This window comes from Streptomyces coelicoflavus, from assembly GCF_003112555.1.
Lineage (GTDB): Bacteria > Actinomycetota > Actinomycetes > Streptomycetales > Streptomycetaceae > Streptomyces > Streptomyces coelicoflavus.
This window is the reverse complement of sequence record NZ_BEWB01000010.1, coordinates 188413-202177: the sequence shown is the minus strand read 5'-3', so window position 1 is coordinate 202177 and position 13765 is coordinate 188413. Positions and strand designations below refer to the sequence as shown.

The window sequence follows — 13765 nt, the reverse complement described above, 5'->3', positions numbered from 1 at the left end:
GGAGACGCTTCGTCTGCGCTTCGTCTGCGGATCTGGACGCAAAGGTGCCAAAGACCGAGTCTAACGGGGCTGTGGAACGCGGATTACGCCCGTGGGGGTCGTCGGCCGCCTCTGAGGAGTCTCAGGTGAGGTACGCCGGTGCCGCCACGGGCAACGTAAATCGGAACTCGGCGCCGCCGCCGGGGGCGCGGCCGACCGTGATGGTGCCGCCGTGGGCCTCGACGATGCCCTTGACGATGTACAGCCCGAGGCCGGTGCCGCCGCGCTTGCTGCCCCGCCAGAAGCGGGTGAAGACGCGGTTCATGGACTCCTCCGGGATGCCGGCCCCTTCGTCGCTCACCGTGACCGACGTGCCGGTGTCCTCCCCTTCGCGGGGGGACGCCGTGGGCGTGACGTCAATGGTGACGGTTCCCTCGCCGTGCCGCACGGCATTTTCCAGCAGGTTGCTGAGCACCTGGTCGACCTTGTCGGGGTCGGCCCACAGGTCCGGCAGCGGCTGCGCGAGCCGCAGCAGGAACCGGTCGGCCTCCTGTCCGGCGGCGACGTACGCCTGGATGTGCCGGCCGACGGCGGCACCGATGTCGACGGGCTGGCGGCGCACCTCGAGCCGGCCCGAGTCGATCCGGGAGATGTCGAGCAGCTCGGCGATGAGCCGGGTGACGCGGTCGGCGTCGGCGTCGACGGTCTCCAGCATCAGCCGCTTCTGGTCGTCGGTGAACCTCTCCCACTTGGCCAGCAGGGTCGCCGTGAAGCCCTTGACGGAGGTGAGCGGGGAGCGCAGTTCGTGGGCGACGGTGGCGATCAGCTCGGCGTGGCTGCGCTCGGTGCGGCGGCGGGCCTCGGTGTCGCGCAGGGTGACGACGACGCGGTGGACGGGGCCGAGGGGTTCGGTGCGCACGTAGCGTGCGGTGACCAGGACTTCGCGGCCGCCGGGGAGCAGCAGGTTGCGCTCGGGCTGGCGGACGCGGATGGCGAGGCCGCCGTAGGGGTCGGTGAGCTGCCACCAGCGGCGGCTCTCCAGGTCCTCCAGGGGCAGGGCGCTCTCCAGGGACCGCCCGAGGGCTTCGGCGGCGGGGGTGGCGGTGATGCGGGCGGCGGCCGCGTTGAAGCAGACCACCCGGCCGTGCTCGTCGGCGACGACGAGGCCGTCGGGCAGCTGGTCGGGATCGATGCCGAGGCCGGCGAGATCTCCGGGCGTGCGGGGCGCGGGCGGACGCGGCGCTCCCCGTGCACCCGGTGCGCTGCTCGTGCCGACGCTCATCCCCGTACCCCACCTCTCAACCGCGCAGGGGCCCTGAGCTGGTCACCCTACTAGCTCGTGGTGACGGAGCGGCACCCTCCGGCGGCGCGCTGTGCACGCGCCGACGCGTAGAGACATACGGCGGCGGCGGTCGCGAGGTTCAGACTCTCCGCCTTTCCGTGGATCGGGACGCGCAGCACGGCGTCGGTGAGGGCGCGGGTCTCCTCCGGGAGCCCCCAGGCCTCGTTGCCGAACACCCATGCCGTGGGCCCGCCCATGGTGCCGGCGTCCAGCTCGGTGTCGAGGTCGTCCTCGCCCGCACCGTCGGCGGCCAGCACCCGCACCCCTGCCTCCCGCAGCCCGGCGACGGCCCGCTCGACGGGGACGCCGACGGCGACCGGCAGGTGGAAGAGGGAGCCGACGGAGGCGCGTACGGCCTTGGGGTTGTACAGGTCGACGGAGGCGTCGGTGAGCACGACCGCCTCGGCCCCGGCGGCGTCGGCGCAGCGCAGCACGGTGCCCGCGTTGCCGGGGTCCCGGACGTGCGCGAGCACGGCGACCAGCTTGGGCCGGGCGGCGAGGATCTCCTCGAACGGCGTGTCCAGGAACCGGCAGACCCCGACGAGGCCCTGCGGGGTGACGGTGGTGGAGATGTCCTCGATCACCGAGTCGGCGGCGAGGTGCACACGCGCGCCGACGTCCCGTGCGGCCCCGACGATGTCGGCGTACCGCTCCGCGGCGTCCACGGTGGCGAACAGCTCGACCAGCGTCTCCCCGAACCCCGCCGCCTCCCGCACGGCCTGCGGCCCCTCGGCCAGAAACAGCCGCTCCTTCCCCCGGAAGTTCCGCTTCCCGAGACGCCGCGCGGCGGCGACCCGGGGGGATCGGGGAGAAATCAGCTCGGGGCTGACAGGACGCACTCTTGCTCACCTTCACATCTGAATCGTCGTGGACTGCAACGCGCCCGAAGGGGCGCGGGGAACTGCGCGACCAGCCACAACGCACCCGCAGCCGAAATCAATCCGAACACCGGCAACCGAAGGGACCCGCAGGCTCACAGCCTGCGGGTCCCTTCGACTACGGCTCAAGCCGGCGCAGCGTCACGCCGCCTTCGGCGCGTTCACGTCGCTCGGCAGCGCCTTCTGCGCGACCTCGACGAGCGCGGCGAACGCGTTCGGGTCGTTGACGGCCAGCTCGGCGAGGATCTTGCGGTCGACCTCGACGTTGGCGGCCTTCAGGCCCTGGATGAAGCGGTTGTACGTGATGCCGTTGGCGCGGGCAGCGGCGTTGATGCGCTGGATCCACAGCTGGCGGAAGTCACCCTTGCGCTTCTTGCGGTCGTTGTAGTTGTAGACCAGCGAGTGGGTGACCTGCTCCTTGGCCTTGCGGTACAGGCGCGAACGCTGACCGCGGTAGCCGGAGGCCTGCTCGAGGATCGCCCGGCGCTTCTTGTGGGCGTTGACTGCCCGCTTGACGCGTGCCACTTGTTAACTCCTTGTAGCGGGGCCGCGGTGGTCCTCACGCGGCCCGGTATCGAATGGGTCCCGGTCCTGCCGTACGGCGCTCAGTGGCGCCCGTACGTCACTTGCCGAGAAGCTTCTTGATCTTCGCGGCGTCGCCCGGGGCCATCTCGGCGTTGCCGGTGAGGCGACGCGTCACGCGGGACGACTTGTGCTCGAGCAGGTGGCGCTTGCCGGCGCGCTCACGGAGCACCTTGCCGGAGCCGGTGATCTTGAAGCGCTTGCTGGCACCGCTGTGCGACTTGTTCTTCGGCATAGCGCCGTTCTCTCCTCGTCGGTGGCGCTCCGGTGCCCGGTCGTGAAACCGGGCACGGGTGGAGCGTCGCTCTTGTATCGGTTGGTGTCCTGGGGACTGGCGGTCCCCCGGGGTCACGCTTCGGCGGGTGCCTCGGCCGGAGCCTCGGCCTCCTCGACGTCGGCCTCCGCGGCGTTCTGCGACTTGCCGGGGTTCGCCTTCGCGTCCGCCTTGCGCGCTTCCTGCGCCTGGCGGGCCTCGGCCATCGCCTCGGTCTTCTTCTTGTGCGGACCGAGAACCATGATCATGTTCCGGCCGTCCTGCTTCGGGTTCGACTCGATGAAGCCGAGGTCCTGGACGTCCTCCGCGAGACGCTGCAGCAGTCGGTAGCCGAGCTCCGGCCGGGACTGCTCGCGACCACGGAACATGATCGTGATCTTGACCTTGTCGCCCTGCTTGAGGAACCGGACGACGTGACCCTTCTTGGTGTCATAGTCGTGCGGGTCGATCTTCGGCCGGAGCTTCATCTCCTTGATGACCGTGTGCGCCTGGTTCTTGCGCGCCTCACGGGCCTTCATGGCCGACTCGTACTTGAACTTCCCGTAGTCCATGAGCTTGCACACGGGCGGACGGGCGTTCGCCGCGACCTCGACGAGGTCGAGGTCGTACTCCTGCGCAAGCTCCAGGGCCTTGGCAAGTGGGACAATCCCGACCTGCTCGCCGCTGGGACCGACAAGTCGCACCTCGGGAACGCGAATCCGGTCGTTGATGCGGGGCTCGGCGCTGATGGATCCTCCTCGGTAGCACCACGCGACGGTCTGGCGGACAGCCGCGTAACGTCTGTGTTCGATAGACCTAACCGCGCCGGCACACAAAAAATGCCCCGGACGATCACAGGCGGGGCTCCTCGAACTACTACCGGAGCACCGCCGCGCATGACCGCGGGGCGCGATTTCGGGCTGGTCACCGCCGCTGGGACGGGACCGCCTGACCGGTGACCCGCCGTCCGGAGGACGGCCAGGTGGGAGTTCGAAGCCTCCACTTGTGGGCCGGATCCGCTGCCGTGGGCGTGCGTGTCCGACCGGTCGTTACACAAGGTTAGCAGCTCGGCGGGGGAAGGGCTAACCGAGTCCGAGTGGGGTCCGCTCCCCCGCTGCGCCTATCGTGTGCGGCATGAGTGAGACCCCTCCTGAATCCCCGGCGAATCCCGACTTCGACGCCATGGCCCGCGACATCGCCGAGGTCCCGGCGGTCGAGGTGATCGTGACGGTCGCCGTGAACCTGATGAGCGCGGCCGCCGTGAAGCTGGGCCTGACCGAGGAGGGCGAGGACCACAAGGACCTGGACGAGGCCCGCAAGCTGGTGCACGCGCTGGCCGGCCTGCTGGACGCGACCGCGACCGAGATCAGCTCGTTCCACGCGGCGCCGCTGCGCGACGGCCTGAAGTCGCTCCAGCTGGCCTTCCGAGAGGCCTCGCTGGTCCCGGACGAGCCGGGCCAGGGTCCGGGCGAGAAGTACACGGGCGCGGTCTACGGCTGACCGCGGCCCGCCCCCACCCGGAGCTATCCCCGCACGTACAAGGGCTCGCCCGGCGGCGTCGCCCCGGCCGGCAGCAGTGCCAGGTCGAGGCCGCGCACCAGGCGGGCCCTCAGCGTGTCGTCGGCGGCCAGCCGCTCGGCGACGGCGCGGGCGGACTTGGCCGCGTCGGCGCCCGGGTCGAGGACCAGCGCGAGCGTGCCGTCGGCGCGTCCCGGCCCGAGGTGGGCGCGGAGCACGGCGGGCTCGTCGGCGAGGGCGGCGCGCACGGCGCCGGCCACGGCCGGGTCGGCGAGCGGGTCGGTCGTCGTACGCCCCTCGGCGAGCGCCAGCAGCACCGCTCCGGTCAGTTCGAACGCCACCGGACCGGCGAGGTCCAGTACGACGGTGTCCGCCTTCTCGTGCGCGGCGGCCTCCAGTGCCTGGTGCACGGGTACGGCGACGGGGCGGGCCTCGGGGTCCCAGCGGGCGAGCGACTCGGTGGACGTGAAGGCGGGCAGCGCGGTGCGGCCGCCGGCCTTCAGCGTCGGCACGGCCATGTCGCTGGTCTTCTCGCGGCGCAGCCCGTTCTCGTCCTCCTCCACCTCACCGAGTACGGCGACGACGGGTACGAGCAGCCGGGCGCCCTTGAGCGCCGTGAGCACCGGGGCCACGGCGGTGCGGTCCTCGGCCCAGGCGGCGAGCGCGGCGCTCAGCCGGGGGTCGGCGGTGCCGTCGTCGTCGGAGAAGGCGGAGTCGGGGATGTTCTTGTTGGCCACGGTGCCCGACCCTATCGGGATGCACATACACGGTGACGCCCGGCTGGCCGCGGCGATGGCGTCGGTGACGGTGCCGGACGGCGTCGAGGTCTCGGTGGCGGTGCTGGACCCGGACCTGGGCGCGGGCGCCCGCTACGGCACCGGCGCCTTCGACACGGCGAGCATCGTCAAGGTCGACATCCTGGCGGCGCTGCTGCTGCGGGCGCAGGACGCGGGGCGTTCGCTCACCGCGTCGGAGAGGTCCCGCGCCACCGCGATGATCGAGGACAGCGACAACGACTCGGCGTCGGCGCTGTGGCGGGCGATCGGGACGGCCGACGGACTGGACGCCGCGAACGAACGCTTCGGGCTGACCGGCACCGCGGGCGGCGAGGGTCCGCTGTGGGGCCTGACCCGGACCACCGCCGCCGACCAGGTCAGGCTGCTGCGGCAGGTGTTCGTGGCGGACGGGTCCGTGCTGAACGAGGCGTCACGGGCGTATGTGCGCGGGCTGATGGAGCGGATCGCCGACGGTCAGCGGTGGGGCGTGTCGGCGGCGGCCGACGGGACCGGCGGGGCGGGCGGCCCCGTGTGGGCCTTGAAGAACGGCTGGCTGCGGCGCAGCACCACCGGGCTGTGGGTCGTCAACAGCATCGGGCGGGTGGAGACCGGCGGCCGGGGCTGTCTGGTGGCGGTGGTCTCGCGGGGCAGCGGTACCCGGGCGGAGGGGATCGCCCTGACCGAGGCGGCGGCACGGGCGGCGGTGTCCGTGTGCACGGACGACGCCGCCTGAGGACGGATCCGGGCGCTCAGAAGCCGTCGGGGCGTTCGCGGCGGCCTCGCCACAGGACCACGGCCGCGACCACCAGGACGCCGCCCGCGCCGCCGGCCAGCGGGGCGGCCCAGGCGGAGGTGCCGTCGTCGGAGTCCGGGGCGTCGGGTCCCGGACCGAAGTACTCGTCGCCGTACGCCGCCGCCTTCAGGCCCTCGGGCTCGAGTCGCGCGGCCGCCTCGATGGCGGCGGCCGGGTCGACGAAGCCGAAGCCGCGGGAGTCGTCGCGGCCCTCGGCCGGGGCGTTGCGGGCGGTGTCCTCCAGGAGGGCCTTGACCTGGGCCGGGGTGAGGTCCGGGTGGGCGGCCTTCACCAGGGCCGCGGCCCCGGAAACGAAGGCGGAGGCGGCGCTGGTGCCCCAGCCCTCGTAGTAGCGGTGGTCGGGGTCGGCGATGATCACGTCGACGCCGGGGGCGCTGACCGTGGCGTACCAGCGGCGGGTGGAGAAGGAGGCGCGGGTGCCGTAGCGGTCGACGGCGGTCGCGGCGATCACGCCCGGGTAGGCGGCGGGGTAGGAGATGTGGTCGCCCTTCTCGCCGCCGTTGCCGGCCGAGGCGACGACGATCACGCCCTTCTTCAGGGCGTACTGGATCGCCTCGTCCTCCGCCGGTTCGGGGTGGGCGGAGGCGGAGTCGTCGCCGAGGGAGAGGTTGATGATGTCGGCGCCGTGGTCGGCGGCCCAGCGGATGCCATCGGCCAGCGCGTTGCCGCGGGTCTTGCGGGCCTTGGCGCGGGAGGGGTCGCCGTCCTCCAGGATCACGCGCAGAGGGAGGATCCTGGCCTCCGGTGCGATGCCCATGACGCCCTCGGCGTTGCCGGTGCCGTGTCCGTGACCGGCGATGATCCCGGCCATGGCGGTGCCGTGCCGGGCCCAGGACCGGTCGCCCTCGCTCGCGCCGAAGCCGACCAGGTCCTTGCCGGTGAGGACGTTGCCGGCCAGGTCGGGGTGGTCGGCCTCGACGCCGGTGTCCAGGACGGCGACGGTGACGCCCGCGCCCTTGGTGGTGCGCCACGCCTCCTGGGTGTGCATGGCGTCCAGTGCCCACTGCTGGGCGCGGATGCCGTCGGCGTGCGCGGCGGGCGCCGGGACGAGGACGAGGGCGGCGGCGAGGAAGAGGCTCAGGGCCCCTGTTCTGCGGCGGATGTCTGCGGGGGTCACGACGGGTGCTCCGTGGGCGCGCCGACGTTCTTGCGCAGGGCGCGTTCGACGCGGTCGGCGAGGCCCTGCGCCTCGTGGCCGAGGCCGGCCTGGGCGGGTGCCGAGGTGGCGCCGGACTCGGTGGCCTCCTCGGCCGGTTCGGGCTCGTCGACGGTACGGCCGTCGGCCCAGCCGGAGACGGCGTAGACGACGACGGGGGCGTCGGTGAGGACGGAAACGGTCCACGAGGCCCGCTGGGCCGCTCCGAAGCCCTCGGCGACGGTGTCCTTCGCCGCGTACGGCAGTGGCATGAGGTCGGACCGCCTGCCGAGGCCCTCCTTCTCGAACCGGCCCGCCAGCGAGGTCATGGCGGCGGCGTCGGCCTTGGTGAAGAGCAGGCCGACGGTGGTGACGTGGCTCTGGGTGGCGTCGGTGTAGGTGGCGCGCAGCAGGCGCGAGCAGCCGACCGGTTCGAAGACCTTGGCGAGCAGCCGGTCGAAGGCTCCCGCGCAGTCGCCGTCCGGGGCGACCGCCACCCGCGTCCAGGTGCGGTCGGCGCCGCCGGGGCCCGCGCCCCTGCCCTGGACGGTGGGCGGGAAGAGCTGGTCGACGGGCACGCTGTGCCACAGCTCCCCCGCCTCGGTGTACGCGCTGCGCGCGCCGTCCTCCCCGGAGTCCCCGGCGAGCCAGCTGCCCGTGACGGCGCCGGTGAGGAGTCCCACCCCGAGCACGAGGCAGACGGCCGCGGCGACGACCTGGGGGCGGCGCGGGCGCCCGCCGAGCGGACGGGGCCGGGCCGACGCGTCGTACCCCTCGGGCTCGCCGAAAAAGACGCGGGGCCGCACGTCGGCCGGGGGTGCCGGGTGGTCCGGGGGGCTCCAGGAGAAGGCGGGGTCGGGGGTGACGGGGGCCGGTCGCGGCGTGGGGAGTTCGGTTCGGGCCGCCGGTCGCGGTTCCGGGTCCTCCTCCGTGTCCGCCGGGATCGGGCGCAGGCGTGTGGTCGTCTCCGTCGGTGTCTCCGCGGGCGCGCCGGGACGGGGGGGCGGGGCCTGCGGTGCCCCGGTGCCGCGCGGGGCGTCACGGCCGACGGTCGGCGCGGTGTCGGGGAAGCGGGCGGAGGCCCGGGGCGGCGCGGGCGCGGGGTCGCCGGACCGGGGGTCGCCGAGCCGGAAACGCGGGTGTCGCGGCCGCACGCCGGTCCCCTCGGAGTCGCCGGGGGTGCCGTCCCGGCGGTCGTCCGGGGGGACGAACCCGTCCGTGCCGCCCGTACGCCGCGCCGCAGTGGCCGGGGAGGACTCTTCGGTGCGCCCTCGCGACTCGGGGTGCGCGGCCTCCGGGTCGCCGCCGTGCCGCGCCGGCGCCTTGCCCGGGTGGGGCGGCACGCCCGGGTGGGGCGGCACGCCCGGGTGGGGCGGGACACCGAGGCGGGGCGGCGTACCGAGGCGGGGCGGGGTGCCCGGACGCGGCGGTGCCTGCGGGCGGGACGGCGCCGCGGGGCGGGCGGCGGCACCAGCACCGGCACCGGCACTCGCTGCGTCGCCCGGCCCGGGCTCCGGGCGGGGCGGGGTCTCGGGGCGCGGCGGGGTCTCGGGGCGGGTCGCAGTGCCCGGGCGTACCGGCGTCTCAGGACGCGCCGCAGTGTCAGGGCGGGGCGGCGTCTCCGGGCGGGGAGAGGTCTCGACGCGGGGCGGCGTCTCGGGGCGGGGCGGAGTCCCGGGGTGCGGAGGGAGGGAGGCGCGGCGCGCTTCCGTGCTCATGCACCCCCCGTTTCCTCGGGCCCGGCCCGTTGCTCCGACACGGGCCGGAGACCTCGGTCCCGACCGTGGTCTCCTGCCCCGGCCCGGCGCGGAACGATCCGTCCCGGGCACGCATACCCGCTCGGGAGGACCACCATCCCGGCGCGGACTCCGGGCCCGGCCGCCGGGGTCGGGTCCGCCGTGCGTGCGCGTCACTCTACGGCGTGCCCCCGCCGGAGGGGGAACCAGTCCGCACGCCCGTGGCATTGGCCCGGATCGTCCCCCTACCCTGCGGTAATCCTGTCTGGCAGGCTGCCGTCATGACCGCACGCGCCGCCGACCGGGCCCGTTACGACCGGGCCACCGCCCATCTGGACGCCCCCGTGGCGATCGTGGACCTGGAGGCCTTCGACGCCAACGCGGACGACCTGGTCCGCCGCGCCGGCGGCAAGCCGGTCCGGGTCGCCAGCAAGTCCGTACGCTGTCGCGCGCTGCTGGAACGGGCCCTGGCCAGGGACGGTTTCGCGGGCGTCATGTCGTTCACGCTGGCCGAGTCACTGTGGCTGGCGCGCTCCGGTTTCGAGGACGTGCTGCTTGCCTATCCGTCGGCGGACCGCGCCGGATACGCCGAGCTGGCCGCCGACCCGAAGCTCGCCTCCGCCGTGACCGTGATGGTCGACGACCCGGCGCAACTGGACCTGGTGGACGCCGCGCGCGACGGCGGCCGGGAAGTCGTGCGGGTCTGCCTGGAGTTGGACACCTCGCTGCGGCTGCTCGGGGGCCGGGTACGGGTCGGGGCCCGGCGCTCGCCGCTGCACTCCCCCGCCGACGTCGCCGACCTGGCCCGCGCGGTGGCCCGCCGGCCGGGATTCGAGGTCGTCGGCATCATGGCGTACGAGGGGCATGTCGCCGGGGTGGGGGACGCGGTGGCGGGGCATCCGTTCCGGTCGCGCGCCGTGCGGCTGATGCAGGCCGCCGCCCGGCGGGAACTCGCCGAGCGGCGGGCCGCGGTGGTGCGGGCGGTCCGGGCCGTGGTGCCCGGCCTGGAGTTCGTCAACGGCGGCGGCACGGGCAGCGTGCAGCACACCGCCGCGGAGGACGCGGTCACCGAGATCGCGGCCGGTTCCGGGTTGTACGTGCCGCGGCTGTTCGACAACTACACGTCGTTCCGCGGCCGTCCCGCGGCGCTGTTCGCGCAGCCCGTCGTACGGCGGCCGGGGGTCGGGTCCGTGACCGTGCTCGGCGGCGGCTACCCGGCCTCGGGTGCGGCCGGCGCCGACCGGCTGCCGGTGCCGTACCTGCCCGAGGGACTGCGCTACGACCCCCAGGAGGGCGCCGGCGAGGTGCAGACGCCGCTGCTGGGCTCCCCCGCCGACGACCTGCTCATCGGCGACAAGGTGTGGTTCCGGCACGCCAAGGCCGGTGAGCTGTGCGAGCGGTTCGACGCGCTGCACCTGGTGGAGGGGGACGCGGTGACGGCGACGGTGCCGACGTACCGGGGTGAGGGGCACACCTTCCTGTGACGCGGGCGCCCCGGGGACGGGGTCAGTCCGTCGGGCCGATGCCGCTGCCCACGCCGCCTCCGGTGTCCGCGTCGCCGACGGGCCGGATGCCCTTGGTGATCCTGTCCATGTCGGCCGGCGGCGGACCGTCCTCGCCGGCGTCGAAGACGTAGCGGACGAGGATCGGGGACTCGGTGCCGACGGTGGAGGGGAACACCATCGACTGCACGTAGCCGCCGGGGCCCTCGGCGGTCCTCACCCGCCAGCGCACGTAGTACCCGGCGCGTCCGGCGACCGCGACGGGGCCGGACGCCACCTCCTCGTGGGACTCGATGCCGCCGAAGGGCTTGTTGCCGATCAGGTCCTGGTCGTAGGCGTCGTCGGCCGCGTCCTCGATGTCCTGCCGCGCGAGCACCTTGGGGGAGGTCTCGGCGGTCGCCGTGACGGTGCGGGAGAGAACGAGGCCGTGCCGGCACACGCTGCCGTCGGCGGGGCAGTCGTACGTGCCGTCCGTCGTCATCATGACGTCGTCCTGGGCGACGTGCTTGGGCAGGACCCAGCCGTCCGGCAGCGGGAAGGTGATGCCGTTGAGCTGGTCCTCGACCACGGCCGGGTCGTCGGCGGAGGGTTCGGAGGCGGTCGGTGAGGGAGAGGGCGGGTCGTTCACCGGCGAGGGGTCGGTGGCGGTCGCCGTGACCGGCGGGGTCTGCGCCCGCGGGCTGCCGCCGTCGTCCTGGCCCAGCACGAACACGCCGGTGACGATCGCGGCGACCAGTACGGCCGCGGCGGCGGTCAGCGCGAGCGCCTTCCCGCGTCCGCCGCCGGGTCCGGCTCCGGCTCCAGGTCCGGGTCCGGCTCCAGGTCCGGGTCCGGTCGACAGCGGCAGGGTCGCCGCCCGGCCGGGCGGCGCCTGATGGTGCACCGGCCCCTGCCCCGGGGCCTGGCCCGGGGCCGGCCCGTACCCGGTCGGCTCGGGGGCGCGCCGGTGCTCCGTCCAGGACGTGCCGTCCCACCAGCGTTCCAGGTGCGGGCCCGACGGGTCGCGGTACCAGCCGGGCGGCGGCGTCATGCTCATCCCGGCACTGTAGGACGCCGCGCGCGGTGTTCTACAGCGGTGTGACGTACGCCCCCGAGATCCCGCCGTCCACCAGGAAGTCGGTGGCGTTGACGAAGGAGGAGTCGTCGCTGGCCAGGAAGGCGACGGCGGCGGCGATCTCCTCGGCCTCGGCGAAGCGTCCGAGGGGGATGTGGACGAGGCGGCGCGCGGCCCGTTCCGGGTCCTTGGCGAACAGCTCCTGGAGGAGCGGGGTGTTGACCGGCCCGGGGCACAGCGCGTTGACGCGGATGCCCTCCCGCGCGAACTGCACCCCCAGTTCCCGGGACATGGCCAGGACGCCTCCCTTGGAGGCGGTGTACGAGATCTGCGAGGTGGCCGCGCCCATCCGGGCCACGAAGGACGCGGTGTTGATGATGGAGCCCCGGCCCTGGCGCCGCATGTACGGGATGGCTGCCTTGCAGCACAGGTAGACGGAGGTGAGGTTGACCTCCTGGACGCGCCGCCACGCGTCCAGGCCGGTCTCCAGGATGGAGTCGTCGTCGGGCGGCGAGATGCCGGCGTTGTTGAACGCCACGTCGACGCTGCCGTAGGTGTCGTACGCCGCCGCGAACAGCGCCTCGACCTGCTCGGCGTCGGTGACGTCGGCCTTGACGAACGTCCCGCCGGTCTCCTCGGCCGCCGCCTTGCCCCGGGTCTCGTCCACGTCGCCGCAGACGACGTGGGCGCCCTCGGAGGCCAGCCGGCGGACGGTGGCGAGGCCGATGCCGCTGCCCGCGCCCGTGACGACGGCGGTACGGCCGACGAGCCTGCGGCAGACGATGTCTTCGCTCACTGTGCGGGGCCCTCCGTGCTCGATGGGGTGGTGCTGATGAAGACGTTCTTGGTCTCGGTGAACGCGGTCAGCGCGTCCGGGCCGAGTTCGCGTCCGAGGCCGGACTGCTTGAACCCGCCGAACGGTGTCCAGTAGCGGACGCTCGCGTGCGAGTTGACGGACAGGTTCCCGGCACGGACCGCGCCCGACACGCGCAGGGCGCGGCCGACGTCCCGGGTCCACAGCGAGCCGGACAGGCCGTAGTCGGTGGCGTTGGCCAGGCGGATCGCGTCGGCCTCGTCCTCGAAGGGCAGGACGACGGCGACGGGCCCGAAGACCTCCTCGACGGCCACGGGCGCGTGCGCGTCGACGCCGGTGAGCACGGTCGGCGGGAACCAGTACCCGGGGCCGTCCTCGGGGGCCTTGCCGCGGATGCCGGTGGCGTCGTCCGGGACATGGGAGCGGACGCGTTCCAGCTGGGCGCGGGAGATCAGCGGGCCCATCCCGGTGCTCTCGTCGGCCGGGTCGCCGACGCGGACGGCCTCGATCGCGGGGGCGAGGAGGGCGAGGAAGCGGTCGTGCACGGACCGCTGGACGAGGATGCGGGTGCGGGCGCAGCAGTCCTGGCCCGCGTTGTCCAGGAAGGACATGGGCGTGGCGGCCGCGGCGGCCTCGAGGTCGGCGTCGGCGAAGACGATGTTGGGGCTCTTGCCGCCGAGTTCGAGGGTGACGGGCTTGAGGAGCGCCGCGCCCTTGGCGGCCACCCGCCGGCCCACGGCCGTGGAACCGGTGAAGACAATCTTGGCGACGCCCGGGTGCTCGACGAGCGCGTCGCCGGCGACCGGCCCGTGCCCGGGCAGCACCTGGAACAGGCCCTCGGGCAGGCCCGCGGCCAGGGCGAGCTCGGCCAGGCGCAGCGCGGTGAGCGGGGTCGTCTCGGCGGGCTTGAGGAGGACCGCGTTGCCCGCCGCGAGCGCCGGTGCGGTGGCCCAGGCCGCGATGGGCATCGGGAAGTTCCAGGGGGCGATGACGCCGACGACGCCGAGCGGTTCGAGGAGCGTGACGTCCAGGCCGCCGGCGACCGGGATCTGGCGCCCGGTGAGCCGCTCCACTCCCCCGGCGGCGTAGTCGAGCAGGTCGCGGACGTTGCCGGCCTCCCAGCGGGCGTTGCCGACGAGGTGCCCGGCCTGGCGGACCTCCAGGCGGGCCAGCTCCTCGAGGTGCTCGTCGACGCGGGCGGCGAAGCGGCGCAGCAGCCGGGCCCGGTCGCCGGGGGCGAGAGCGGCCCAGGTGGTCTGCGCCCGCGCGGCGCGTGCGACGGCGGCGTCCACGTCGGCCGCGCCGGCGGCGGGGACGGTGGCGACGAGCTCTTCGGTGGCGGGGTTGAGTACCCGTAGCTCTTCGGGGAGTTGCTCGGACAA

Annotated in this window: 14 protein-coding genes; 3 read left to right on the top strand and 11 right to left on the bottom strand. The window is 74.2% G+C overall.

The window, feature by feature from the left end; translation table 11 throughout:
- Nucleotides 1-121 precede the first annotated feature (121 nt).
- The 5 genes from Sco07f_RS24760 to infC all read right to left on the bottom strand — a co-directional run bounded on the left by Sco07f_RS24760 (nucleotide 122) and on the right by infC (nucleotide 3783).
- Nucleotides 122-1261, bottom strand: a complete 1140-nt coding sequence (locus Sco07f_RS24760; RefSeq protein ID WP_007447714.1) for a sensor histidine kinase — start codon at nucleotides 1259-1261, stop codon at nucleotides 122-124.
- 50 nt (nucleotides 1262-1311) lie between these two features.
- A complete protein-coding gene (locus tag Sco07f_RS24755) occupies nucleotides 1312-2160 on the bottom strand; it encodes a TrmH family RNA methyltransferase (protein WP_108989233.1) in 849 nt (282 codons plus the stop codon).
- Between the two features lie 180 nt (nucleotides 2161-2340).
- Nucleotides 2341-2724 carry a 50S ribosomal protein L20 gene (rplT, locus tag Sco07f_RS24750; protein ID WP_003977226.1) on the bottom strand — a complete coding sequence of 128 codons (384 nt, stop codon included), beginning with the start codon at nucleotides 2722-2724 and terminating at the stop codon, nucleotides 2341-2343.
- Between the two features lie 97 nt (nucleotides 2725-2821).
- Complete coding sequence (gene rpmI, locus Sco07f_RS24745) at nucleotides 2822-3016, bottom strand: 50S ribosomal protein L35 (protein WP_003977225.1); 195 nt, start codon at nucleotides 3014-3016, stop codon at nucleotides 2822-2824.
- 113 nt (nucleotides 3017-3129) lie between these two features.
- Entirely contained in the window at nucleotides 3130-3783 is a 654-nt protein-coding gene (gene infC, locus Sco07f_RS24740) for a translation initiation factor IF-3 (protein WP_063739965.1), read from the bottom strand.
- A gap of 385 nt (nucleotides 3784-4168) precedes the next feature.
- Here infC and Sco07f_RS24735 point away from each other — a divergent pair, with 385 nt between their 5' ends.
- The gene (locus tag Sco07f_RS24735) at nucleotides 4169-4534 is read left to right on the top strand and encodes a DUF1844 domain-containing protein (protein ID WP_007447718.1); all 366 of its coding nucleotides are present in this window, start codon (nucleotides 4169-4171) and stop codon (nucleotides 4532-4534) included.
- A 23-nt stretch (nucleotides 4535-4557) separates the two neighbouring features.
- Here the strand turns inward: Sco07f_RS24735 and Sco07f_RS24730 are convergent, their stop codons facing one another.
- Nucleotides 4558-5274 carry an SseB family protein gene (locus tag Sco07f_RS24730; protein ID WP_401568027.1) on the bottom strand — a complete coding sequence of 239 codons (717 nt, stop codon included), beginning with the start codon at nucleotides 5272-5274 and terminating at the stop codon, nucleotides 4558-4560.
- Between Sco07f_RS24730 and Sco07f_RS24725 the strand changes: the two genes are divergently transcribed.
- The gene (locus Sco07f_RS24725) at nucleotides 5168-6061 is read left to right on the top strand and encodes a serine hydrolase (RefSeq protein ID WP_439959696.1); all 894 of its coding nucleotides are present in this window, start codon (nucleotides 5168-5170) and stop codon (nucleotides 6059-6061) included. The genes Sco07f_RS24730 and Sco07f_RS24725 overlap by 107 nt on opposite strands.
- 16 nt (nucleotides 6062-6077) lie before the next feature.
- Here the strand turns inward: Sco07f_RS24725 and mycP are convergent, their stop codons facing one another.
- Complete coding sequence (gene mycP / locus Sco07f_RS24720) at nucleotides 6078-7259, bottom strand: type VII secretion-associated serine protease mycosin (protein WP_108989231.1); 1182 nt, start codon at nucleotides 7257-7259, stop codon at nucleotides 6078-6080.
- The gene (locus Sco07f_RS40790) at nucleotides 7256-8620 is read right to left on the bottom strand and encodes a hypothetical protein (RefSeq protein WP_369695780.1); all 1365 of its coding nucleotides are present in this window, start codon (nucleotides 8618-8620) and stop codon (nucleotides 7256-7258) included. The genes mycP and Sco07f_RS40790 overlap by 4 nt, the downstream gene beginning before the upstream one ends.
- A 674-nt stretch (nucleotides 8621-9294) precedes the next feature.
- On the opposite strand from Sco07f_RS40790, the gene Sco07f_RS24710 reads away from it, so the two are divergent.
- Nucleotides 9295-10497 (top strand): amino acid deaminase/aldolase, encoded by a 1203-nt coding sequence (locus Sco07f_RS24710; RefSeq protein ID WP_007388958.1) that lies wholly within the window; start codon nucleotides 9295-9297, stop codon nucleotides 10495-10497.
- Between the two features lie 22 nt (nucleotides 10498-10519).
- On the opposite strand, the gene Sco07f_RS24705 is transcribed toward Sco07f_RS24710, so the two are convergent.
- From Sco07f_RS24705 to Sco07f_RS24695, 3 genes are read right to left on the bottom strand one after another with little or no spacing between them, the layout of a single operon-like run.
- Nucleotides 10520-11545 (bottom strand): DUF2510 domain-containing protein, encoded by a 1026-nt coding sequence (locus tag Sco07f_RS24705; RefSeq protein WP_108989230.1) that lies wholly within the window; start codon nucleotides 11543-11545, stop codon nucleotides 10520-10522.
- 37 nt (nucleotides 11546-11582) lie between these two features.
- Nucleotides 11583-12365 carry a 3-oxoacyl-ACP reductase gene (locus tag Sco07f_RS24700; protein ID WP_108989229.1) on the bottom strand — a complete coding sequence of 261 codons (783 nt, stop codon included), beginning with the start codon at nucleotides 12363-12365 and terminating at the stop codon, nucleotides 11583-11585.
- Entirely contained in the window at nucleotides 12362-13765 is a 1404-nt protein-coding gene (locus Sco07f_RS24695) for an aldehyde dehydrogenase family protein (protein WP_108989228.1), read from the bottom strand. Before Sco07f_RS24695 ends, Sco07f_RS24700 begins: the two co-directional genes overlap by 4 nt.